This window comes from Halorubrum saccharovorum DSM 1137 (assembly GCF_000337915.1).
Classification (GTDB): Archaea; Halobacteriota; Halobacteria; order Halobacteriales; family Haloferacaceae; genus Halorubrum; species Halorubrum saccharovorum.
Genome location: NZ_AOJE01000013.1, coordinates 1 through 20946, shown reverse-complemented (window position 1 = coordinate 20946; position 20946 = coordinate 1). Strand labels below are relative to the sequence as shown.

Annotated in this window: 18 protein-coding genes; 6 read left to right on the top strand and 12 right to left on the bottom strand. The window is 69.3% G+C overall.

Going from position 1 to position 20946, the window contains the following annotated elements:
• The first annotated feature begins 221 nt into the window (after positions 1-221).
• Positions 222-1130, top strand: a complete 909-nt coding sequence (gene pdxS, locus C471_RS05105) for a pyridoxal 5'-phosphate synthase lyase subunit PdxS (protein WP_004046978.1) — start codon at positions 222-224, stop codon at positions 1128-1130.
• Positions 1131-1168: 38 nt separating this feature from the next.
• Here pdxS and nirK read toward each other — a convergent pair whose 3' ends face one another.
• Positions 1169-2269 (bottom strand): copper-containing nitrite reductase, encoded by a 1101-nt coding sequence (nirK, locus tag C471_RS05100; protein ID WP_049908977.1) that lies wholly within the window; start codon positions 2267-2269, stop codon positions 1169-1171.
• 313 nt (positions 2270-2582) lie between these two features.
• On the opposite strand from nirK, the gene C471_RS05095 reads away from it, so the two are divergent.
• Together C471_RS05095 and C471_RS17900 are read left to right on the top strand one after the other, a co-directional pair.
• On the top strand, positions 2583-2987 hold the full coding sequence (locus tag C471_RS05095) for a DoxX family protein (protein ID WP_004046976.1): 405 nt from the start codon (positions 2583-2585) through the stop codon (positions 2985-2987).
• 312 nt (positions 2988-3299) lie between these two features.
• The gene (locus C471_RS17900) at positions 3300-3440 is read left to right on the top strand and encodes a hypothetical protein (protein ID WP_204365926.1); all 141 of its coding nucleotides are present in this window, start codon (positions 3300-3302) and stop codon (positions 3438-3440) included.
• A 29-nt stretch (positions 3441-3469) separates the two neighbouring features.
• On the opposite strand, the gene C471_RS05085 is transcribed toward C471_RS17900, so the two are convergent.
• The 6 genes from C471_RS05085 to C471_RS05060 form a co-directional block, all read right to left on the bottom strand.
• Positions 3470-4546 carry a CNNM domain-containing protein gene (locus tag C471_RS05085; RefSeq protein WP_049908974.1) on the bottom strand — a complete coding sequence of 359 codons (1077 nt, stop codon included), beginning with the start codon at positions 4544-4546 and terminating at the stop codon, positions 3470-3472.
• Between the two features lie 70 nt (positions 4547-4616).
• The gene (gene hisS, locus C471_RS05080) at positions 4617-5939 is read right to left on the bottom strand and encodes a histidine--tRNA ligase (RefSeq protein WP_004046974.1); all 1323 of its coding nucleotides are present in this window, start codon (positions 5937-5939) and stop codon (positions 4617-4619) included.
• A gap of 82 nt (positions 5940-6021) precedes the next feature.
• On the bottom strand, positions 6022-8394 hold the full coding sequence (locus tag C471_RS05075; RefSeq protein WP_004046973.1) for a methyl-accepting chemotaxis protein: 2373 nt from the start codon (positions 8392-8394) through the stop codon (positions 6022-6024).
• Positions 8391-9650, bottom strand: a complete 1260-nt coding sequence (locus tag C471_RS05070; RefSeq protein WP_080505535.1) for an ABC transporter substrate-binding protein — start codon at positions 9648-9650, stop codon at positions 8391-8393. The genes C471_RS05075 and C471_RS05070 overlap by 4 nt, the downstream gene beginning before the upstream one ends.
• A 247-nt stretch (positions 9651-9897) precedes the next feature.
• On the bottom strand, positions 9898-10491 hold the full coding sequence (locus tag C471_RS05065) for a DUF7411 family protein (RefSeq protein WP_004046971.1): 594 nt from the start codon (positions 10489-10491) through the stop codon (positions 9898-9900).
• Positions 10492-10845 (bottom strand): DNA-binding protein, encoded by a 354-nt coding sequence (locus C471_RS05060; RefSeq protein WP_004046970.1) that lies wholly within the window; start codon positions 10843-10845, stop codon positions 10492-10494.
• 125 nt (positions 10846-10970) lie between these two features.
• Here C471_RS05060 and C471_RS05055 point away from each other — a divergent pair, with 125 nt between their 5' ends.
• Positions 10971-12077 (top strand): 60S ribosomal export protein NMD3, encoded by a 1107-nt coding sequence (locus C471_RS05055; RefSeq protein WP_004046969.1) that lies wholly within the window; start codon positions 10971-10973, stop codon positions 12075-12077.
• 132 nt (positions 12078-12209) lie between these two features.
• Here C471_RS05055 and C471_RS05050 read toward each other — a convergent pair whose 3' ends face one another.
• Positions 12210-12401: a UPF0175 family protein gene (locus C471_RS05050; protein ID WP_004046968.1), complete on the bottom strand. Its 192-nt coding sequence runs from the start codon at positions 12399-12401 to the stop codon at positions 12210-12212.
• A gap of 374 nt (positions 12402-12775) precedes the next feature.
• Entirely contained in the window at positions 12776-14701 is a 1926-nt protein-coding gene (locus C471_RS05045; protein WP_004046967.1) for a helicase C-terminal domain-containing protein, read from the bottom strand.
• 245 nt (positions 14702-14946) lie between these two features.
• Between C471_RS05045 and C471_RS05040 the strand changes: the two genes are divergently transcribed.
• Positions 14947-17019 (top strand): AMP-dependent synthetase/ligase, encoded by a 2073-nt coding sequence (locus C471_RS05040; protein WP_004046966.1) that lies wholly within the window; start codon positions 14947-14949, stop codon positions 17017-17019.
• Between the two features lie 67 nt (positions 17020-17086).
• The gene (locus tag C471_RS05035) at positions 17087-18244 is read left to right on the top strand and encodes a sensor histidine kinase (protein ID WP_080505534.1); all 1158 of its coding nucleotides are present in this window, start codon (positions 17087-17089) and stop codon (positions 18242-18244) included.
• Between the two features lie 42 nt (positions 18245-18286).
• Here C471_RS05035 and C471_RS05030 read toward each other — a convergent pair whose 3' ends face one another.
• From C471_RS05030 to C471_RS05020, 3 genes are all read right to left on the bottom strand, one after another.
• On the bottom strand, positions 18287-19615 hold the full coding sequence (locus C471_RS05030) for a tRNA (N(6)-L-threonylcarbamoyladenosine(37)-C(2))-methylthiotransferase (RefSeq protein ID WP_004046964.1): 1329 nt from the start codon (positions 19613-19615) through the stop codon (positions 18287-18289).
• Between the two features lie 68 nt (positions 19616-19683).
• Positions 19684-20001 carry a winged helix-turn-helix transcriptional regulator gene (locus tag C471_RS05025; protein ID WP_004046963.1) on the bottom strand — a complete coding sequence of 106 codons (318 nt, stop codon included), beginning with the start codon at positions 19999-20001 and terminating at the stop codon, positions 19684-19686.
• 108 nt (positions 20002-20109) lie between these two features.
• Positions 20110-20946: sensor histidine kinase (locus tag C471_RS05020; protein ID WP_004046962.1), on the bottom strand; the 837-nt coding region annotated here is incomplete at its 5' end.

Genomic DNA, 20946 nt, shown 5'->3' with positions numbered 1-20946 from the left:
CGCTCCTCTCTCTCGAGGGACTTCGCGGTTGCGGTCGGTCGGGGAAGCGGTCGGCCGGGGAAGCGGTCGGCCGGGGAAGCGGTCGGCCGGGGAAGCGGTCGGCCGGGGAAGCGGTCGGCCGGGGAAGCGGTCGTCGTCGGGGCGCCTCGTCCGGGTCAGTATCGGCGTCCCAACTTCCGGCAAAGCGACCCGTTAAGTGGCCGGCGACCCACCATTCCGCTATGGCAGAGGCCACGGATCTGGAGGAGCTGAAGCGGGGGACCGACCTGGTCAAGCGCGGCTTCGCGCGGATGCAGAAGGGCGGCGTGATCATGGACGTCGTCACCCGCGAGCAGGCGCGGATCGCGGAGGACGCCGGCGCGGTCGCGGTGATGGCGCTGGAGGCCGTCCCGGCCGACATCCGCAAGCGCGGCGGCGTCGCCCGGATGCCCGACCCGCAGAACGTCACCGAGATCATCGACGAGGTGTCGATCCCGGTGATGGGGAAATCGCGGATCGGCCACCGCAAGGAGGCGGAGATACTGGAGTCGCTCGGCGTCGACATGATCGACGAGTCGGAGGTGCTCACGCCCGCCGACGACGAGTACCACACCGACAAGCGCGACTTCGCGTCGCCGTTCGTCTGCGGCGCCCGGAACCTCCCCGAGGCGCTCCGGCGGATCCGCGAGGGCGCGGCCATGATCCGGACGAAGGGCGAGGCCGGCACCGGCGACGTGAACCAGGCCGTCCAGCACCAGCGCACGATCAAAAACCAGATCCGGACGCTCACCGGACTCAACTACGAGGAGCGCGAGAAGTGGGCCCGCGAGCACGGCGCGCCCCGCGACCTGGTCCACGAGACCGCCGAGGCCGGGCGGCTCCCGGTCGTCAACTTCGCGGCCGGCGGCATCGCGACGCCCGCCGACGCCGCGCTGATGATGTATCACGGCTGCGACGGCATCTTCGTCGGGTCCGGTATCTTCGGAGCGGAGGACCCCGTCGAGATGGGGAACGCGATCGTCGAGGCGGTCAACAACTGGGACGACCCCGACGAGCTCGCCGACATCGCCTCCGGCATCGGCAAGGGGATGAAGGGGCAGTCGAACGAGGACATGGCCGACGAGGAGAAGCTGCAGGGCCGCGGCGTCTGAACGCCTTTTCATAAAGAATTCGCGGTGTCGGCCGCCGTTCAGGCCGACTGTTCGGTACCCGGTTCGTACACGTCCGGGTTCGGTTCGCCGTCGACGTTCACGACCGCGAGCGCGCCGCGGCGTCCGGCCCGCGAGAGCGCGTGGTCGACGACCTTGATCGGTCCCGGCACCGGCAGCTCCATTTCGCCCACGGTCGCCGTCCCGGGCGCGACCGGCGTCGTCTCGACGTATCGGGCGGGGTCGGAGACGAGGTCGCCGTCGCGGTACAGTCGCGACCAGACGTTCCCGATCGGGTGCCACGAGCTGGACTGGTTCGGGCCGCCGTTCACGAAGAACACGCGGACGGTCTCGCCGACTCGGGCGCCGATCGCGCCGCGCCGACCCTTCGTGAAGCCGTGGTGTTCGCCGTTGAACACGACGTACGTCGGGTCCTCGGCGAGCATCGCGCCGTGGTCGAACGCGTGGTGGCCCTTCTCGCCGAGGTCGCCCGTCGTGTAGAGCTCGTGCTGGCCGAGGTAGACCTCGCGGTCCACCGCCGGCAGCCCCGCCTCGGGCTCGACGAGGATCGCGCCGAACATCCCCGAGCTGACGTGGTGGTCCATCGCCGGCACCGCGCAGTGGTAGGTGAACAGGCCGGGGAACTCGGCGCGGAAGCTCAGTTCCGCGGCGTCGTCGCCGGGCACGAGCGTCGTGTCCACGGCGCCGCCGCCGGGGCCGTACACGGCGTGGAAGTCCACGTTGTGGATGTCGCTGTTGTCGTCGTTCGGCACCTCGAACCGGAGGTTCACGGTGTCGCCCCGGCGGACGCGGATCATCGGCCCAGGGACCTGCCCCTCGAAGGTCATGTACTTGAACGTGACTCCGGGCTCGACCTCCGCGACGACCTCCTTCGTGCGAAGGGTGACGTCGTGCTCGCGCGGCTCGTCCCAGTCCACCGGCGCCGGCACGTCGGTCGGGTCGGCCGCGATCCGGTCGACACCGACGTCGCGTGCGGGATCAAGTTCGGGGGCGATCCGCTCGGTCTCGTCCTCCGGCGGCGTCTCGGCGTTCACCGGCGCGCCGATACAGCCCGCGACGGCGCCGACCGCTCCGATCCCGAGTGCCGCAACCATCTTCCGCCTGCTGAGGTCTTGTGACATGATTTCTCCCTGTTTCGTGAGAGGCGCCGCTATGACATATATAATATATACTATTCCCTACTATCGAGACAAATTCGTCTATTCACCCTCATATAGGGATATTAAATACCTAACTAATGGGACATACGTGAGGTCCCACAAATCCGTTGAACCGAGTCCGTCTCCGAACGGCTCGCCGTCGATCGGTCGGAGCACGCGATCGACGGCGCCGCGTATGAGGGCGCTCCCGACCGTGCTCCCGTCGACCGTTCGCTTTCTCACGCCCGCTCCCGCTGCACGGTTCTTTATGTGGGATGCTACCGTTCGTCCAGCTATGACCGACGACGAAGCCACAGAGACGGACGGGAGCGACCGCGATGGGCCCTCGCGGCTCGGCCGCGTCCTGCTCGGGCTCGGCCTCGCCGCGCAGGCCTCCGAGGACTTCCGCGACATGGAGGACACGATCGAGTACGCCGAGTCCGCGGGGGTGCCCGCCCCCGACATCGCCGCCCCGTTCGCGTCCGGGATGATGGTCACCGCCGGGATCGGCATCGCGCTCTGGCGGCTTCCGCGGGTCGCGACCGGCGCCGCCGTCGCCTTCCTCACGGTCGTGACGGCGACGATGCACGACTTCTGGAACGCCGACGAGGGTGACAAGAGCGGCGAGCGACTCGCCTTCTTCGGGAACCTCGCGATGCTGGGCGGGGCGCTGGTGTTCCTGCGGGAGGCGTTCAAGTGAGGGTATCGACCCGCCTCCGTCGGTGATCGGCCCCGTGGATCATTCGTGGTACTGACATATTCCGGCGGACGTGGTGAGTACGAGATGTGGATACCGCGCAGAATTCTCCCTATATTCGATCAGATCGGATCAGTCGAGACGAGTAGGTCACATATCGGGGATTTTAATAATCGGTTGGGAAAACGGGGACCCGTGCCGACACCGCCCTCCATCCCATCGACACACTCGATATCAGAATACATCGCCGACGGCGCTCGTATCGCCGCGATACTGCTCGTTTGGGGCGTTATCGCGGCGTTTTTCACGTACGGTGTGAGCGAGATCGGCGGTCCCGGGAGCCTCTTCAAGACGCTCGGTCCGCAAATCGGAGCGCTCGTCGCATTGGCGGGGCTGCTCAACGCCGTCCTGTTCCTCGCGTATCGGTCGATCGACTACTGGAACCGATACACGTGACACACTCGCGTCGGCCAGTTCTCCCCGTCTTATAAATTCCCCTCGTCGAGCGGGTCTTCGAGCTGTCCCATCACCGCCTCCAGCGCGTCGGTCGCGGTGAGCAGTCCGACGACCTCGCCGCCCCGTACCACGAGTGCGAGCTCCTGGTTCTCCGCCTGGAACCGGTCGTAGGCGTCGCTCGCGTTGGCGTCGGCCGAGACCGTCATCGGCGGGGCCGCGATCTCCGCGAAGGTCACGTCACCCCGCTGTAGGGCCTCGAAGTTGGAGACGATCGAGGGCGCGTACACGGTCCCCTCGAACGCCTCCGGCTCCGCGCCCACCAGCGGGAAGCGGCTGTGCGGCGTGTCCCGAATGCGATCGAAGTTCTCCGCGACCGACGCGGTCGTCGACAGCGTGACGATCTCGCCGACCGGCGTCATGATCTCGGTCACCTCGACCTCGTCGACGGCGAGGGCGTTGAGCACCTCCTCGCGCCGCTCCTCGGGGAGTTCGACCTCCTCCATCATCGACCCGAGGCGGTTGCGGAGCTGCGCGCGCGTCTCCAGCACCTCCTCTTCGGCCTCGGTCCACGACCCGGTCATCTCGACGCCGAACAGCCCGAGGGTGGCCTTCGCGACCCAGTCGCCCACCTTGATCAGCGGCGAGATGAGCCACGCGAACCAGTACAGCGGCCGCGCGCCGTACTCGGCGACCTGCTTCGAGCGCTCGACGCCGAGGTACGTCGGTGTCTGTTCGCCGTGGGTGAGGTGGACCATGTTGATGATGAAAAAGCCCAGCAGCGACCCCGCGCCGGCGGACGCGAGTGCCGTGTTCTCGAACAGCGGCGCGAACAGCGCGGCGAGCCCCGGCTCCGCGACGATACCGAGTGCGATGCTCGTCCCGGAGATCCACACTTGGCAGGTGGTGAGGTAGAACTCCAGGTCATCGGTCATCTCCCACGCGCGCCGCAGTCCGGGAGTGTCCATCTCCGATTCGGGGTACTGCCGCAGGCGGGTCAGCCCGAACTCGATCGCCACGAAGTACGCGTTGATCAGGATGAGGGCGAGGCCGGCCGCCACGCGGAGGCCGATCTCGCCGGGCGGCATCGCTGTCGCAAGGGGGATCATCGTCCCCACGGTCCCGGCGCGCAGTTGAAAAGCATTGAGGGAAGCTCCTCCTTCGTCGGTCGGTGAGGACTTACTCGTAGTCCTCGTACGTCGGCAGCCCGTTCTCGGGCGGGAAGTCGTCGACCGGTACGGTCGTCTCGTCGCCGCTCGCCATGTCTTTCACGGTGTACTCCCCGTTCTCCAAGTCGCGCTCGCCGACGACCACGACCGTCTCGGCGTTGACCGAGTCGGCGTAGCCGAGCTGCGCGCCGAACGACCGGTCGGAGACGTCCTGCTCGACGACCACGTCGTCGCCGAGCGCGCGGAGGTCGCGGGCGAGCGCGGCCGCCTCGCTCCGCGTGTCGCCGACGCTGAGCACGTAGTAGTCGGTCGTCAGCTCCTCGTCGGGCCAGACGCCGGCGCGCTGACAGAGGAGCTTGAGCGTGGCGTGGCCGGGCGCGACGCCGACCGCGGGAGTGGGCTGGCCGCCGAAGCTCTCGATGAGGTCGTCGTAGCGCCCGCCGCCGAAGACGGAGCGGGACACCTCGCCGGTAGAGTCGAAGCACTCGAAGACGACGCCGGTGTAGTAGTCGAGCCCGCGGGCGGTCGTCAGCGACACCTCGCAGAACTCGCCCGCACCGAAGTCGTCGGCCGCGGCGAGCACGTTCCGGAGGTTCTCGACGGCGGCCTCGACCTCCTCGCCGCCGGCCTCGGCCACGTCTTCGAGGTCCTCGGGGGCGTCGACGCCCGTGATGAGGTCGTCGAACTCGCGGGCGGTCGCGCGGTCGAGCCCGGCGTCCGAGAGGAGCCCGAGGTACTCGCCGTCGTCGACCTTCGCGCGCTTGTCGACCGCGCGGATCGCGGCCTCGGCGTCGACCGCGTCCGGGTCGTCGGCGAGCGCCCGGACGAGCCCGCCGAGGATGTCGCGGTGGGAGACCCGGAACTCGAAGTCGTCGCCGGTGAGGCCCAGGCTCGTGAGCGCGTCGGCGGCGACCGCGAGCACCTCGGCGTCGGCCTCGGGCGCCGAGGAGCCGAACACGTCGATGTTCGTCTGGTAGAACTCGCGGAACCGACCCTGCTGGACCTGTTCGTAGCGCCAGAACGGCCGGGTGGACACCCACTTGATCGGCTTCGAGAGCTCCTGGCCCTTCGCGACCACCATCCGGGCGACGGTCGGCGTGAGTTCGGGCGTCATCGAGACGCCGCGGCCGCCTTTGTCGTCGAAGGCGTACAGCTCCTCGACGATCTCCTCGCCGGACTTGTCGACGTACATCTCCGTCCGCTCCAGGGCGGGGGTGGCGATCTCGCGGAAGCCGTACCGGCTCGCGGCGTCCTCGATCGCGTCCGTCACCTCGCGGCGGGCCGACTGCTCGCCGGGGTAGAAGTCGCGGAATCCCTTGAGGCCATCGTACATGGGCGTCGGTTCGGCGAGCGCCCGCTTGAAAGCATCCTTTCGGGGGCGACCGCCGGCTCGGTCCGGACTCGCCCCGAGCCGGTCAGTCCGAGTTCGCCTCGCCCGTCGGGGCGGGGTCGGCGGCTCCGGGATCGGACGCGGGCCCCCCGAGGGAGCCCTCCTCGCCGCCCGCCGAGGCGGCGTCCACGCCGGTCTCGAACCGGTCGAGCGTCTCCGAGAGCCGGGCGGCGCGCTCGGAGAGCGAGGAGACGGACTCCGAGACCTCCGTGAGCGAGGTGGTCTGTTCCTCGGCGGCCGCGGCGACGGTGTCCGCCTCGGAGGCGGTCTCCTCGCTGATCGTCGCCACCTCGTCGGCCATGGAGACGACCTCCTCGGTGGAGGCGGCCTGCTCTTCGGTCACGTCGGAGATCTCCTGGACCCCGTCGTTGGTCTCGTCCGCGAGGTCGGCGATGTGTTCGAGGTCGTCGACGGCGGCCTCGACGCGCTCCGCGGCGTCGTCGATCTGCTCGCTCGTCGACTCGACCTCGGCCGTCGACCGGTCCATCCGCTCGCGGATGGCGTCGATGCGGGACTCCGCACTCTCCGCGGCGTCCTTCACCTCGTCGGACAGCGCCTTGATCTCCTCCGCGACCACCTCGAAGCCCTGGCCGGCCTCGCCGCCGGAGCGGGCGGCCTCGATGTTGGCGTTCAGCGCGAGGATGTTCGTCTGCTCCGCAATCTCCGAGATCCGGTCGATGAGCTGGTCCACCTCGCTCACCTCGTCGTCGAGCGCGTGGATCGCCGCCACCGCCTCCTCGACGGTCTCCTCGGTCGCCTCCATCTCGTCGATGGCGTCCATGGCGGCCTCCTGTCCGCTGTCGCCGGCCTCCGCCGTCCGCGCGGCGGCATCGGCGACCTGGTCGGACGACGAGGCGACCTCCTCGATCGTCGCGGAGAGGTCGCTCATCTCGTCGCTCACCTCCGTCAGCGACTCGCTCTGATCGGCGGCTCCCTGCGATATCTCGTCGACCGAGCCCGCGACCTCGGAGGCCGTCTCGGCCACCTCCTCGGCGGAGGCCGTCGCCTGCTCGGACGCCGAGGCGACCTCGTCCGCGAACGCGGAGAGCCGGGCGTACGTCCGCTCGATCTCCGCGATCATTCCGTTGAACTCCTCGGCGATCGCCGCCATCGCCTCGTCGTCGGCGTCGGTCCGCATCCGCGCGGTGAGGTCGCCGTCGGCGGCCTCCCGCATCGTCTCGCCGTAGTCGTCGGCGGTCGCCTGCAGTTGCTCGTTGCGCCGCGCCATCCGCTCGCGCTCGGCCTCGGCGGCCTCCTGTGCGGTCTCCGCCTCGTCGATCTTGTCGCTGAGGGAGTCGCGCATCGCCCCGAACGACCCGTACAGCCGACCGATCTCGTCGATCCGGTTCGTCTCCAGATCGACCGAGAGGTCGCCGGCCTCCATGCGCTCCGCGCGGTCGCGGAGGTCGCGCAGCGGGCCGACGGTCTGCCGGCTCAACGCGATCCCGACGACGACGAGCGCGAGCAGTCCGGCGCCGATCACGGTCAAGACGCTGGTGCCGACCGCGTCGCTCGCGGCGAAGGCCTGCGCGGTCGGGACGGTGGTGACGGCGACCCACTCCTTGTCGCCGGTCGAGGCGTACGCCGCCACCTCGTCGTCGCCGCGGTCGAAGGCGGTCCCGTCGCGGGACGCGCCGAGCTCGGCGACGATGTCGCCGTCGGCGTTCAGCGTGGCGTTGCCGCCGGAGAGGATGGTCTCGCCGTCGGCGCCGACGATCGTCGTCTCCTGGTCGGCGTGGAGCTTCCGGAGGTTGTCGACCCGGTACTCCAGCGTGCCGACCAGCACGACGACGCGCGACTCGTCGCCCGCGACGGGGCTGGCGAACGCCATGACCTGGTCGCCCATGGCGCTCGACTCGTAGGCGGTCGGCGAGTTCCATACGTCGTTCGACGAGGTGAGGTCGACGCCGGGCTCGACGTCGGTCCACGGTGCCGCGATCCCGTCGACGGACTCGCCGCGGAGCGCGGGCGACGTGCTCGTGACGACGCTCCCCTCGGCGGTGTCGACGAGGTGGATCGCCCGCACGTCGACCGGGAGCTGCGCCTGCTTCTGGATCAGCTCTCCCTCGGCGGTCCCGGCGTCCGCCCCCGCGAGCGCCTGCGTCGACGAGACGGACCGGGTGTGGGTCTCCATCGAGACCGCCCACTCGTTGATCGAGTCGGCGTGCATGTCCACCGTCGACGTGAGCTGCTGTTCGGCGTCCCGCTCGACCGTGGCCTCGGCGCTCCCGTAGTTCACGCCGCCGACGGCCGCGAGGACGACCACGACGAGGAGGATGGAGATGACGAACTTCGCCCGGTAGTTACGCCGGATCACGCCCGGCGTGAGCCGCCTCGCGACCCGACCGACGACCGAGTCGTCGGCGTCGTCGTTTCCGCTGGAGTCGGTTCCGCTCACGCCCCCACCTCCGGAGCGACCTCCTCGATGACGCTGATCCCGTCGGCGTCGTACCGGAAGTACTCGTAGTCGATCCCGGAGACGTCGCCGTTCTCGTCGAAGACGACCTCGCTCGACGCGCCCCGATACTCGACCGGGTCGCCGGCGGCCGCGCGGCGCACGCCCTCTGCGAGGGAGTCCGGCGTGACTTCGGTACCGCCCTCAGAGACGACGTCCCGCATCTGCTCGCGGATCGCGCCCCCGTCGTTCTCGCCCGCGGCGGCGTTCGCGAGGAGGAGCACCGCCGCGGCGTCGTACCCGTTCGCGGTGAAGATACCCGGGGCGCTCCCGTACTCGGACTCGTAGCGCTCCGCGAACGCGTCGTAGCCGGGGCCGTTCGAGGACGGCGCCGTCCCGTAGACGTTCCCCATCGGCTCGCCCACCTGCTCCGGGAGCGACGGGTCCATCATCCCGTCGGTGGTGAACACGGTCTCGCCGCCGGCGTGGCCGTCGTAGTAGTGGCCGAAGATCTCGACGCCGTCCTCCGGGTAGCCGATCACGAAGAGCAGGTCGGGATCGCCGGAGAGCGCGGTCGCGAGCGGCTCCTCGTACTCGTCCGAGAAGGAGACCTGTCGCTGTATCTCGCCGTCGAACGACGTGGCGAAGGCGCCGGAGAGCTGCCGGCCGTAGTCGCCCGCGATGTGCAGCGTCGCCGCGGACGACGCGCCGTGCTCGTCGGCGGCAAGCCCCGCGGCGACGACGGCCTGCAGGGAGTCGTCCGGCGCGGTTCGGAAACTGAACCCGCGGTCGTTGAGGATCGAGAGCGTCGGAGTCGTGCTCGCGGGCGAGCAGTTGACCACCTCCGCGGGAATGGAGGCCTGCTGGACCGCCTGTAGGGTCACGTCGGAGCCGAGCGGCCCGGCGACCGCCGGGAACCCGGCGTCGACGAGCGTCCGCATCGCGTCGATGCCGCCGCGCGCAGTCGTCTTCGAGTCCTCGATCCGCCACTGGACGTCGGCCTCGACGGCCGAGGCGTCGAGCTGTTTTCCCGGGAGTTCGACCGCGTCGGCGATCGGTGTCCCGACGGACTCCAGTCCGCCCGAGAGGGCCATCACGCCGCCGTACCGGAGGGTGCGCTCCGAGAGGGGCGTTCGACGGTCTTCGGTGCGTTCGGCGTTCGATCCGAGGCAGCCGCCGAGCCCGAGCACGGCGCCCCCCGACGCCGCGGCCAACAGCTCGCGACGGTTGCGTTCCTGTATCGGTCTGTTACGACACACACGCGTCCGGAATCAGCTCCGATTTTTAACCCCCACCCCCCGGTTATCGAGATGAATAATCGGGTGCGGGCGATTGATACTCGGGAGGCGGGAGAACGCGTTACACTGTGTCAAAAGAACCGTTTAGGTGACCTGTGGTCGCCGCTCGGGGCTCGCGAGCGCCGAGAAACGGAGCGGCAGGGATCGAGACGGGGCGACAGAGATCGAAACGGGGTGGCACGGCACGTGCTCTCGCCGACCGAGCCGCTCAGTCGCTCCGTCCGTGAACGTACGTCTGGTCGTGGTCCGGGAACACCTCGCCGACGGTCTCCTGGCCGTGTTCGTCGGCGATGAGCGTCCGGAGTTCGTCTTCGTAGTCGGCCTTGGGGACCTCCTCGCTCGGCCCCTGTTGGACGTCGAACGTCTCTTCGACGAGCCGGTCGACGGCGTGGCGGCCGAACCCGGAGAGCGGGGAGATGTAGTCGCTGCCGTGGCGGTCCTCCAGGCTCTGCGCCTGCGCGCGCGACACCGTGGGAACGCGGTCGTCGCGGCGCGTCCCGTCGGCGATGGCGTCGACCTCGCGGCTCGCGATCGTCTCTAAGGCGTGTTCGTGGACCCGTTGGATCCCGTTTCGCGGATAGCCGTCGTCGATCATCGTCCGGGCCGCCTCCTCGGCGACCTCGCGGTCGAGTTCGACGCGCTCGAAGGGGAAGCCGAGCTCGCCGGCCGCGCGCTCGGCGTGCTTCCAGTCGTCCGTGAGCCCGAAGCTCCCGGTGACGCAGCGCACGTCGTAGAACCGGTCGAGCAGGTGAGCGGCGAGCGAGGAGTCTTTCCCCCCGCTGTACAGGAGCGCGAGCTCCATCTATCGCCGCTGGATGTCGAAGCTCTGCTGGTCGGGCTGGAGTTCCTTCAGGAGGTCGCGCATCTGGTCTTCGTCGATCTGTCCCTGGATCCGGCCGCTCTGCGCGAGCGCCGCGACCTGCTGTTTCACCTTGTCGCCGAACTCCGGTTTCGACATCGCGACCGCGTTGAGCCGCTGGCGCGCGCCGTCCGTGAGGTACTGCTTGAGCACGGCCTCCTGTTGGGCCTCGGCGCGCTCCTGCGCCTGCTGTTGGGCCTCGGCGTCGGCGCCGCCGCCCTGCTGGCGCTCGCGGAGCTCTTCCATCTTCTTCTCTCGCAGCTCTTCGAGCCGTTCGTCGTCGGGGTTCTCGCTCATACCCACCCGTTCTCGGTCCGCGCGAAAAACGATTTCGGAGGGATCGGCCCCGAGACGCCGGTTCGGTGGCGCCGATCGAGCGCGGTCCGCGCCGCTTAAACGCCTCCTCGGCGTAGCCGCCGGTAATGAGCGAGTCGCGGGAGTTCTGTCCCCGGTGTGGCGACGCCGTCCCGGAGCGGCGCGAGCCGCTTCCCGGCGACCCCCGAGGGCGGGACGCGCTGCTGTGTGACGACTGCTACTTCGAGGACTTCGAGCTGGTCGACGCGCCCGACCGGATCGAGGTGCTGGTCTGTTCCGGCTGCGGCGCGGTCCGCCGCGGCGAGTCGTGGCGGGACGTGGGCGCGCGCGACTACACCGACGTCGCCGTCGACGAGGTCGCGGAGGCGCTCGGCGTCCACGTCGACGCCGAAGAGGTCGAGTGGGGCGTCGAGCCCGAGCAGGTCGACGAGAACAACGTCCGGATGCACTGCCGGTTCTCCGGCGTGGTCCGCGGGACGCTCCGCTCGGCGGAGGTCACCGTCCCGGTCAAGATCTCGCGGGGAACCTGCGACCGCTGCGGCCGGATCGCCGGCGGCTACTACGCCGGGATCGTGCAGGTCCGCGCGGACGAGCGCGACCTGACGCCCGCGGAGCGCGCCGAGGCGCTCGACATCGCCGAGTCGTACGTCGCCGATCAGGAGGCCGACGGCGACCGCGAGGCGTTCATCACGGAGGTGAAAGAGACCGACGACGGGCCGGACGTCAAGCTCTCCTCGAACCGGCTCGCGCAGAACGTCGCGACGCGGATCACGGAGGCGCTCGGCGGGAGCTTCGAGTCGTACCCGACGCTCGTCACCGAGGACGGCGACGGCAACGAGGTGTACCGGGTTACGTTCGCGGTCCGCCTCCCCCGCTACGCCGCGGGCGAGATAATCGACCCCGAGGACGGCGACGGGCCCGTGCTCGTCACGAGCGTCTCCGGTCGGCTTCGGGGCGTTCGCCTCGCTACCGGCGCGGAGTACACCTCCGAGTTCGAGGACGCGGCGGCCCCGGACGCGACCCGGCTCGGGCGGCGCGACGACGCCGCGGAGACGACGGTAGTGACCGTGGAAGACGAGAACGCCATCCAGGTGCTCGACCCGGTCACCTACGAGGCGAAGACGGTCCCGAACCCCGACTTCGTCGACGGCGACGCCGACACGGTGCTCGCGTTCGAGCACGGCGGCGAGGTCCACCTCGTCCCCGAGGAGTAGGCCGTCGCGGGCGTCGGGTCGGATTCTCGGGCGTCGGGTCGGATTCTCGGGCGTCGATACGCGTCGCGGGCGTCGCACCCGCACCGCTCTCGGGCTCTGAAAAGTACCGGTAGATCCGCGTGTCGCTTCCGATCAGTCCGCGCGGGCGGTCTGCTCCTCTCCGAGGGCGGCGGCGCGCTCCGATTCCGTCACGTCGATCCCGCGGCGCTCCAACTGCTCGACGAACTCAGCCTCGCTGACCCCGGCCTGCGCGGCGGCCTGAGAGAGTGTCAGTGTTCGCGCCCCGTACAGCGTCAGCGCGGTCGCCAGCCCCTTCGTTGCCATACCTAAGGTAGTAGCGTGAAGGTTTATGAAGGTTACTAATTGACTGAGGTTCCTGATACACCTTATATGATATATATTGACGATTGATCAGTCCGTGGTAATATAATACGTTCCGGGTCGCCCCGACCGGCCGGCGCTGTCCGGAGTCGGCGGCGCTGACCCGTCCGGCGGCCCGCGCCCGCAGGAGTTATCACGCTCTGCGGCCGTAGCCGGTGCATGGACAGACAACAGTTGATCGCGCTGTTCTTCGCGTTCCTCATGGTCAGTTCCATGGCCGCGTGGGGCGTCTCGCTCCTGTAGCGTCGAACGCAACCGGTCTCGCGACCGCGGTCCGAGTCGGATCGATACCGCTACCGGCCTTCTATCGGCGACCCTCAGCCGTCGCCCCAGACGTCGGAAAGGGGGTGATCCTCCCGGCGCTCCGCGTCCGCCTCCGAGCGCGTGCGCGTCGTTTCGCCTTTACCGCCCGTCCCGTCGGTCGCTCCCGTTTCCGTCCCGCCGGACCCTCCCGAGCCGTTCGCTCGCGGGCCGCCTTTGCGGCTCCCGCCTCCGCTCTCTCCTCCGCTCGCCTCCCCGCCGAGAGTCGTTCCCCCGCGCCGGGTCGCCCGCGACGGGCCGGACGGATCGGCGTCGATCCCGGCGAGCGCGGCGTCGGGGTCGAAGTCGGGCAGCGTCGGCGTCGTCATCGCGTCGATCTGATCGCGGAACCACGGCGGCGTGTCGGCCTTCGCGCGGTCGAAGAGGTCGAGCAGCGAGTCGTCCGCGAGGTACGTCGCGCCGCGGTCGTCGGGCGCGCGGACGACCCGGCCGCACGCCTGGATGACGGTCCGGAGCGCGGTCCGGTGGTACCACGCCCACTGGTCGTCGGCGAGCCGGCGGGCGACCCGCGAGTCGTTGGTGTTGCGGTACGGGGCCTTACACACCACCTGCCACCGGCAGAGGTCGCCTTTCAGGTCGAGCGCCTCCTCCATCTTCACGGAGACGAACACCTCCGGGTCGTCGCTGGCCTTCCACGCCGACAGCTCCGCGTCCCGGTTCGCGCGGTCGTGTCGCCGGACCCGTGCGGCGACGCCGAACTCGCCCAGCAGCTCGGTGAGCCGCCCGGCGATGTCGTACGAGTGCGCGTGGATGAGCCCCTTCTCGTCCGGGTGTTCGGCCATCAGGCGGACGATCAGCCGGGCGATCTTCGGCACCGTCTCGTCGCGGTGCTCGTAGGTCATCGACCCCTGCGTCACGTCGTACAGGGGCCGGTTCGAGAGCGGGAAGGTGTGCTCGACGTCGACGAGGGCGACGTTCGCGGGGTCGAGGCCGACCCCGCGGCAGAACGCCTCCTTCGAGAGGATGGTGGCGGACAGCAGCGCGAACTTGTTCCCGCGATCCCACACGGTGTGCCGGAGGTAGCGGGCCGGATCGAGGGGTTTGATCGCGAGCGCCGACCCCTCGCCGTCGGGCTGGTCGACGACCCACGTCGTCGGCGACTCCGGGTCTCGGTAGTCCTCCAGGAACCAGCCGAGCTCGCTGATGAGTTCCTGTAGGCGGTCGCGACGCGCCACCTCCTCGCGGTCGAGTTCGGGCCGCCCGGTCAGCTCGTCTTTCGCGCGCTTCGCGACATCGCGGAGGGAGGCGACGAAGCGGGCGGTGCGGTCGAGCGCGTCCTCCTCCGGGCCCGCGTCGGCCTCCACGTCCGGGACGCTCACGTCGTCCCACACCGGGACGCGGTCGGGCGAGAGCTCGATCGTCGCGTACATCTCCGCCCATTCCGCGAGCCCGTGCGCCTCGTCGATCACGACGGCGTCGCGCTTGCGGAACACCTCCGAGCCGGCGGTCCGCATGAAGTAGGCGAGGGTCATCGCCGCGTAGCGGTTCCCGGAGGCGATGGCGCGGTCGGAGAAGTACGGGCACCGGTGTTTCACGGAGCAGTCGAACCCCTGCTGGCGGACGCAGGGCGCGCGGTTGACCGGCGTGTCGTGCTCGCCGGGGAGGATGCAGTCGTAGTTCGATTTCCCCCGGATCACCGCCAGGTCGTCGAGCAGGTCGTCGGCCTCCACGTCGTCGATCTGCGACACCTGCGGGGTGGTGTAGTAGGCGCCGGTCGCCTCGCTGGGGGCCGTCTCGTCGACGGTGGCCGACGCGCCCATGATTGCCCGCGCGAGGAGGGACTTGCCGCTGCCGGTCGGCGCGCGCACCAAGACCACGTCGTTACCGGCGGCGAACGCGTCGCGGATGTCCGCGAGCGCCCGCTCCTGTGCCCCGCGGAAGCTCGGGGCGGGGAATTCGGCGGGGATCCGATCGGGGTCCACGACTTCCCCTGGCGCGCTCTCGGAATTAAACCCTCGCTTGCCGTCGCCTCGCTTGTCGTCGCCTCGGTTGCCTGTCGCCTCGCTTGTCGTCGCCTCGGTTGCCTGTCGCCTCGCTTGTCGTCGCCTCGGTTGCCTGTCGCCTCGCCCGTCGCCGATCGGTTCTCTCACCCGGAACCGCGACTTCTCGCCCGAAATAAACAGGAAACTACCGCATTGTTTATGGAGGGTCGGCGAGAGGTCGTGGTATGAACTGGCGAGAGGCGGAACGGGAGTTCGCGGACGACGTCGTCGCCCGCGAGACGCTCCCGCGCACGTTCGAACGGTCCGCCGAGCGCAACGCGGACCGGCTCGCCCAGCGGTACAAGGGCGATGTCTACGATCGCTCGCTGGTCTCCAGCGGCGTGCTCCCCCCCGCTTCGGCGGGCGAGTACGCCGACGTGACCTACGCCGAGATGCGCGCGATCGTCCGGCGGCTCGCGACCGGGTTCCGCGAACTCGGCGTCGACGGCGACACCCGCGTGGCCCTCTACGCGCAGACCCGGATGGAGTGGGCCCAGACCGACTTCGCGGCCCTGGCCGCGGGCGCGACCGTCACGACCGTGTACGCCTCCTCCTCGCCGAACCAGGTCCGCTACCTGATCGAGGACCCCGGCGCGACCGTCGTTGTCGCGGAGAACCGCGAACTGCTCGACGAGGTGCTCGGGGTCGCCGACGCCCTCGACCACGAACTCGACGCGCTCGTGACGTTCGACGACGTGGACACGGCCGACCTCGACGCGGATATCGGCGGTGGCGGCGGAGCCGACGGCGACACCGGGCTCTCAGTCGACGACGTGTACACCCTCGGCGAGGTCCACGCCCTCGGCGACGACGCGTTCGACGAGGACGCCTACCAGTCGTGGATCGACGCGATCGACGTGGGTGACCTCGCGAGCCTCATCTACACCTCCGGGACCACGGGCCAGCCGAAGGGCGTCCGGCTCACCCACGCGAACTTCCGGGAGAACGTCAACCAGTGTTACCGGCGCTTCGCGGACCGCCCGGACCGCGACGGCGACGTGCCGGGGATCAGCGCCGAGTCGACGACGCTCTCCTTCCTCCCCCTCGCGCACGTCTTCGAGCGGCTCGCGGGTCACTACATGATGTTCGCGGCGGGCGCGACGGTCGGCTACGCCGAGAGCCCCGACACCCTCCGCGAGGACTTCGGGCTCGTCCGCCCGACGACGACCACGAGCGTCCCGCGCGTCTACGAGAAGCTGTACGACGCGATCCGCGAGCAGGCGAGCGAATCGCCCGTGAAAGAGCGCATCTTCGAGTGGGCAGTCGGGGTGGGACGTGCCCACCACGAGGCCGACAGGCCGGGCGCCCTGCTCGACGCCAAGCGCGCGATCGCCGACAAGCTGGTGTTCTCGTCGGTCCGGGAGGCGATCGGCGGCAACGTCGACTTCTTCATCTCCGGCGGCGGGTCGCTGTCGGCGGAGCTGTGCGCGCTGTACCACGCGATGGACCTCCCGATCTTAGAGGGGTACGGGCTCACGGAGACCTCCCCGGTGATCTGCGTCAACCCGCCGGAGGAACCGAAGGTCGGCACCATCGGCCCGCCGGTGGTCGACACCGAGGTCGCGATCGACGGCGCCGTCGTCGGCGAGGAGGCTGCGGACCTGGCCGGCGACGTCGGCGAGCTGCTCGTTCGCGGCCCGCAGGTGACCGACGGCTACTGGAACCGCCCGGACGCGACCGCGGAGGCGTTCACCGATCCGGACCGGCTCCCGGAGGACGCCGTCGTCGCCGGCACACCCCCCGACGAACGCGACGGCGACCCGGACGAGCCTTGGTTCCACACCGGTGACATCGTCCAGCTCAGGCCGGACGGGTACGTCGCCTTCCGCGAGCGCGCCAAGCAGCTGCTCGTCCTCTCGACCGGGAAGAACGTCGCGCCGGGACCGATCGAGGACCGGTTCGCGGCCAACGAGTTTGTCGAGCAGTGCGTCGTGCTCGGCGACGGCCGGAAGTTCGTCTCCGCGCTGATCGTCCCGAACTTTGAGAAGGTGGACGCGTGGGCCGACGCGCGGGGGATCGACCTCCCCGACGACCGCAAGGAGATCTGTCGCGACGACCGAGTTCGCGAGCGGATCCAAGAGGAGGTCGACCGCGTCAACGAGGAGTTCGAACCGTACGAGCGGATCAAGCAGTTCCGGATCGTCGACGAGGAGTTCACCGAGGAGAACGACCTGCTCACGCCGACGATGAAGAAGAAGCGGCGCAACATCCTGGACCGCTTCGCCGACGAGGTCGAACTGATCTACGACGTCGAGTAGCAGGAAAACGACCGGCGCGGTGAACTATCTGGAAACCAATATATATCGTGACGGAGTAGGTCCGTCAATGGTCTTTTGGACCGCTCCCCGGAACGGATTCGCCGCGCTGGGTGTTCTCTGTGCCGGGCTCGGCGGTCAACATTTGCTGCTCGAAGGGGAGGTCGTTGGGACGGTGCTGGAGGCCGCCCTCGTGTTTTGCCTCTCCGGCATCGTCTTCTACACGGTGTACGACCTCCCGCGGTGGGACGTTTCTCTTGCCGGCCAGCGGCGCGCCCTGCGGATCAGCGTCGGGACGGCGGTATCGTTCGTTGCGCTCGCCGGCGTCGTCTGGCTCATCTGGCTGCTCGAACACCACGCGTTCGAACTCTCGTTTCTGATCTCGTTCGCCACCAGCCTCGGGTCGGCGGTCGGTTCTCGGGGCAGCCTGTACGCGGTGCAGGCAGACGAGCAGCTCACCGAGGCAAAGGAGCTCGCCGCGTTGCTGTCGATCAACGACCGCGTGCTGCGTCACAACATCCGAAACGAGCTCGCTATCGCGCTCGGCCATCTGGAGGAGATCGAAGACGCGGGAGCGAGGTTCGAGGACGCACGGGAGGGGATCGAACCGCCGGGAGCGACGAGCGGGAACGCCGCCGAAACGCCCGACATCTCGGAGCGGACGCGTATCGTGCGGGACCACTTGGAGGGGCTCGTCGAGACGAGCGACCGAACCCGGCGAATCGTGTCGATCTGGCGGACGGAGGGGCTCGAAACGTTCGACCTCGTCGACGCCGTCGACGAGGAGGTGGCCGATCTGCTGACGGAGGCCCCCGATGCGACGGTCCGTACGGACTTGCCCGACAGTTGCCTCGTGCGGACGCATCCGGCGTTCTCGCTCGCGTTGCGCGAGGCGCTCCGGAACGCGGTCGAACACAACCCCTCCGACGTGGAGATCACCGTCGACGTGCGGCGACGCGACGACGGCACGACGGGCGTCGTCATCGCGGACACCGGACGAGGGATTCCCCAGAGCGAGCGAAATGCGCTCGAAAACGCCGCGGAGACGCCGCTCGAACACACTGAGGGACTTGGCCTGTGGCTGATATACTGGGCGGTGACTCGCTCCGGCGGCGCGGTCGAGTTCGCGGACAACGATCCGCGGGGGACGATCGTCAGGATCACGCTCCCTGCTCGCGCCGAGTCGCCCGCCGACCCGGCGGTCGGCGGCTTCGGCGACGAGAGCTGAGGGACGCGAGGCGACGCGACAGCTCGCGGACGCTCCGAAAGATCAGGCCGACGTGACGGACGATTCCCCGCGGTCGTCTCGTTCGACGGACTCGCCGTCGATCGAGTCGCGATCCGCCGCCGCGACCGGTTCCCCGAAGGCGTAGACCGTGTTGTGGCCGGTCACCTCGATGGTGAGGAAGTCGCCCACGTCCACGCCGCGCTCGGTGGCGTTCTGGACGATGATCTGTCGGTAGGCGCCGTCGCGGCACTTCACGGAGTCGCCGGTGCCCTCCTCGACGACGAGCACCTCGAAGGTCTCGCCGACCATCGACTCGTACGCCTCGCCGACGACCTCCATCTTCAGCTCCGACATCGCCTTCGAGCGCTCCTTCTTGATCGTCCCGCCGAGCCCCTTCATCTCGGCGGCGTCGGTGCCGGGACGCTTCGAGAAGCGGGTGACGTTTATCTTCTCGGGGCGGACCTCGGCGAGGAGGTCCATCGACCGTTCGTGGTCGTCGTCGGTCTCGGTGGGGAAGCCGACGATGAAGTCGGTCGAGAGCGTCCAGTGGTCGAGCCGGTCGTCGAAGGTGTCGACGATCTCTCGGAACTTCTCGACGCGGTGCTGTCGGCGCATGTCTTCGAGCACCTCGTCGGACCCCGACTGGACCGGCGCGTGGATGAAGTCGTACAGCTCCTCGTTGTCGGCGAACACCTCGGCCAGTTCCTCGTGGATGCCGTGGATCCCGCCGGGGTTCGCCATCCCGAGCCGGACTCGGAACTCGCCGTCGATGTCGCAGATCCGGTCGAGTAGCTCCGGGAGCTTCCGGTCGCCGTCGTCCCAGCCGTAGACGCCGGTGTCCTGTCCGGTCACGCGGATCTCCTTGGCGCCGGCGTGGACGAGCGCGCGGGCCTTCTCGACGTTCTCCTCGACCGACGGGGAGTCGACCCGCCCGGTCGCGAACTTCGTGATGCAGTACGAGCAGTTGCTCATACAGCCGCGCGCGATGGGGAGGATGCCGACGACGCCGTCTAAGACGGGCTCGGCGTCGGGGGTGACCGTCGGGCACTCGCCGTTGAGCACGTACGAGGGCACCTCGTCCCAGTGGAGGATCTCGGCGTCGACCTCGGCCTCCTCGAACATCTCGCCCTGCGCGAGCGCCATGCAGCCGGTGACGACGAGCTCGGCGGTCACGTCTTCCAGCTCCTCGGCGCGCCGGAGCATGTTTCGCTCCGTCTTCTCGACGACCGTACAGGTGTTGAGGATGGCGACATCAGCGTCTTCGGGACCGTCTGCCGGGTGGTGACCGCCGTCGCGCAGCGCCCGCTCGATCTCCCGGCTCTCGCCCCGGTTGGAACTACAGCCGTAGGTTTCGATGTGATACGTCGCCATCGAGTGGGCTCACTACCGGTCGCGCGGGCAAAAACGCGACGGATCGGTACGGAACCCGTCGGTCGGCGTCAGTCCTCGGCGACCGCGGTCGCCGTCGGCGCCTCCGCGTCGGGCTCGGAGGCGGCCTCGGGCTCGGAGCCGGTCGGTCGCTCCGACTGAGGGACGGCCGCGTAGACGGACCGGCGAGCGTCCTTGGGGCAGAGCCCCTCCTCGACGAGCCCGGCCTCGGTGAGCTTCTCGACCGCGAACCGGACGGTTCGGGTCGAGAGACGGGTCTCCTCGGCGAGCCCCGTCTGGTCGAACCGGCCCTCCTCGTCGAGGACGTAGTAGACCAGTTTGGCGCTCGGCGGGAGCGGCTCGAGCAGCTCGCGGGTGGCTTCGTCCATACCGGGATCGTACGGTCGAAACGGGCATAACCGTGGCTCGGGTGTGCGCCACCCTCGCACGTCCACGACCGTTTTATATACCGCCTGCTTCGCGTCGCCCGGTCCCGCTCAGCCGTCGGTCCGGAACTCGAACCGCGCGCCGTCCTCGTCGACCACGTCGAGCGTCCAACCGTGCGCGGCCGCGATCTCGTGGACGATCGCGAGCCCGAACCCCGTTCCGGTGGGGTCGCTCGACGTCCCGTACTCCGTCGCCTCGTCGGGATCGATCTCGAAGCCGACGCCGTCGTCCGCGACGTAGAAGCCGTTCGTGAGCGCGCCGACGGTGACCGTGACGCCGTCGGCGTCCGCCGTCGAGTCGGCGGCATGTGCCACGCTGTCGCCGGACCCTGTCCGGCTGTTCGTGGAACCGTGTTCCACGCTATTCGTGAACAGGTTCTCCAGCAGGGTGCGCAGCCGCTCCGGGTCGGCGTCGACCGCGAGCGACTTCTCGGGGAGATCCAGCGTCGCGTCCGCCGTGTTGACCGTCCGCCACGCCCGTGCGGCCGCGTCGGCGAGCGAGACGGACACCAGCTCGTCGACCGTCCGCCCCTGTCGCGCCAGTGCGAGCAGGTCGTCGATGAGCTCCTCCATCCGGTCGTGAGCGTCGGCGATCCGATCGAGATCGTCGAGCGTGTCGCCGTCGTCCACCGTCGTTCGCGCGAGTTCGAGCCGGCCGGCCGCGACGTTGAGGGGGTTCCGGAGGTCGTGCGAGACGAGCCCGGCGAACTTCTCTAACCGGTCGATCTCCCGCTGGAGCTCCGCGTCGCGGTCGCGGAGCTGGGCCGTTCGCTGCGCGTGATCGAGCGCGACGGTGACGTTCGCGCCGAGCACCCGCGCCAGCTGTACCGCGGTGTCGTCGAAAAATTCCGGCTCCTGCGAGCCGAGCGGCATCACCCCGTGGTCGCC

What these genes read in the sequence shown, in the direction of transcription:
- pdxS (WP_004046978.1), top strand. Translation starts at nt 222, where the DNA reads ATGGCAGAGGCCACGGATCTGGAGGAGCTGAAGCGGGGGACCGACCTG.
- nirK (WP_049908977.1), bottom strand. Translation starts at nt 2,269, where the DNA reads ATGTCACAAGACCTCAGCAGGCGGAAGATGGTTGCGGCACTCGGGATC.
- C471_RS05095 (WP_004046976.1), top strand. Translation starts at nt 2,583, where the DNA reads ATGACCGACGACGAAGCCACAGAGACGGACGGGAGCGACCGCGATGGG.
- C471_RS05085 (WP_049908974.1), bottom strand. Translation starts at nt 4,546, where the DNA reads ATGATCCCCCTTGCGACAGCGATGCCGCCCGGCGAGATCGGCCTCCGC.
- hisS (WP_004046974.1), bottom strand. Translation starts at nt 5,939, where the DNA reads ATGTACGATGGCCTCAAGGGATTCCGCGACTTCTACCCCGGCGAGCAG.
- C471_RS05065 (WP_004046971.1), bottom strand. Translation starts at nt 10,491, where the DNA reads ATGGAGCTCGCGCTCCTGTACAGCGGGGGGAAAGACTCCTCGCTCGCC.
- C471_RS05060 (WP_004046970.1), bottom strand. Translation starts at nt 10,845, where the DNA reads ATGAGCGAGAACCCCGACGACGAACGGCTCGAAGAGCTGCGAGAGAAG.
- C471_RS05055 (WP_004046969.1), top strand. Translation starts at nt 10,971, where the DNA reads ATGAGCGAGTCGCGGGAGTTCTGTCCCCGGTGTGGCGACGCCGTCCCG.
- C471_RS05050 (WP_004046968.1), bottom strand. Translation starts at nt 12,401, where the DNA reads ATGGCAACGAAGGGGCTGGCGACCGCGCTGACGCTGTACGGGGCGCGA.
- C471_RS05040 (WP_004046966.1), top strand. Translation starts at nt 14,947, where the DNA reads ATGAACTGGCGAGAGGCGGAACGGGAGTTCGCGGACGACGTCGTCGCC.
- C471_RS05035 (WP_080505534.1), top strand. Translation starts at nt 17,087, where the DNA reads ATGGTCTTTTGGACCGCTCCCCGGAACGGATTCGCCGCGCTGGGTGTT.
- C471_RS05030 (WP_004046964.1), bottom strand. Translation starts at nt 19,615, where the DNA reads ATGGCGACGTATCACATCGAAACCTACGGCTGTAGTTCCAACCGGGGC.
- C471_RS05025 (WP_004046963.1), bottom strand. Translation starts at nt 20,001, where the DNA reads ATGGACGAAGCCACCCGCGAGCTGCTCGAGCCGCTCCCGCCGAGCGCC.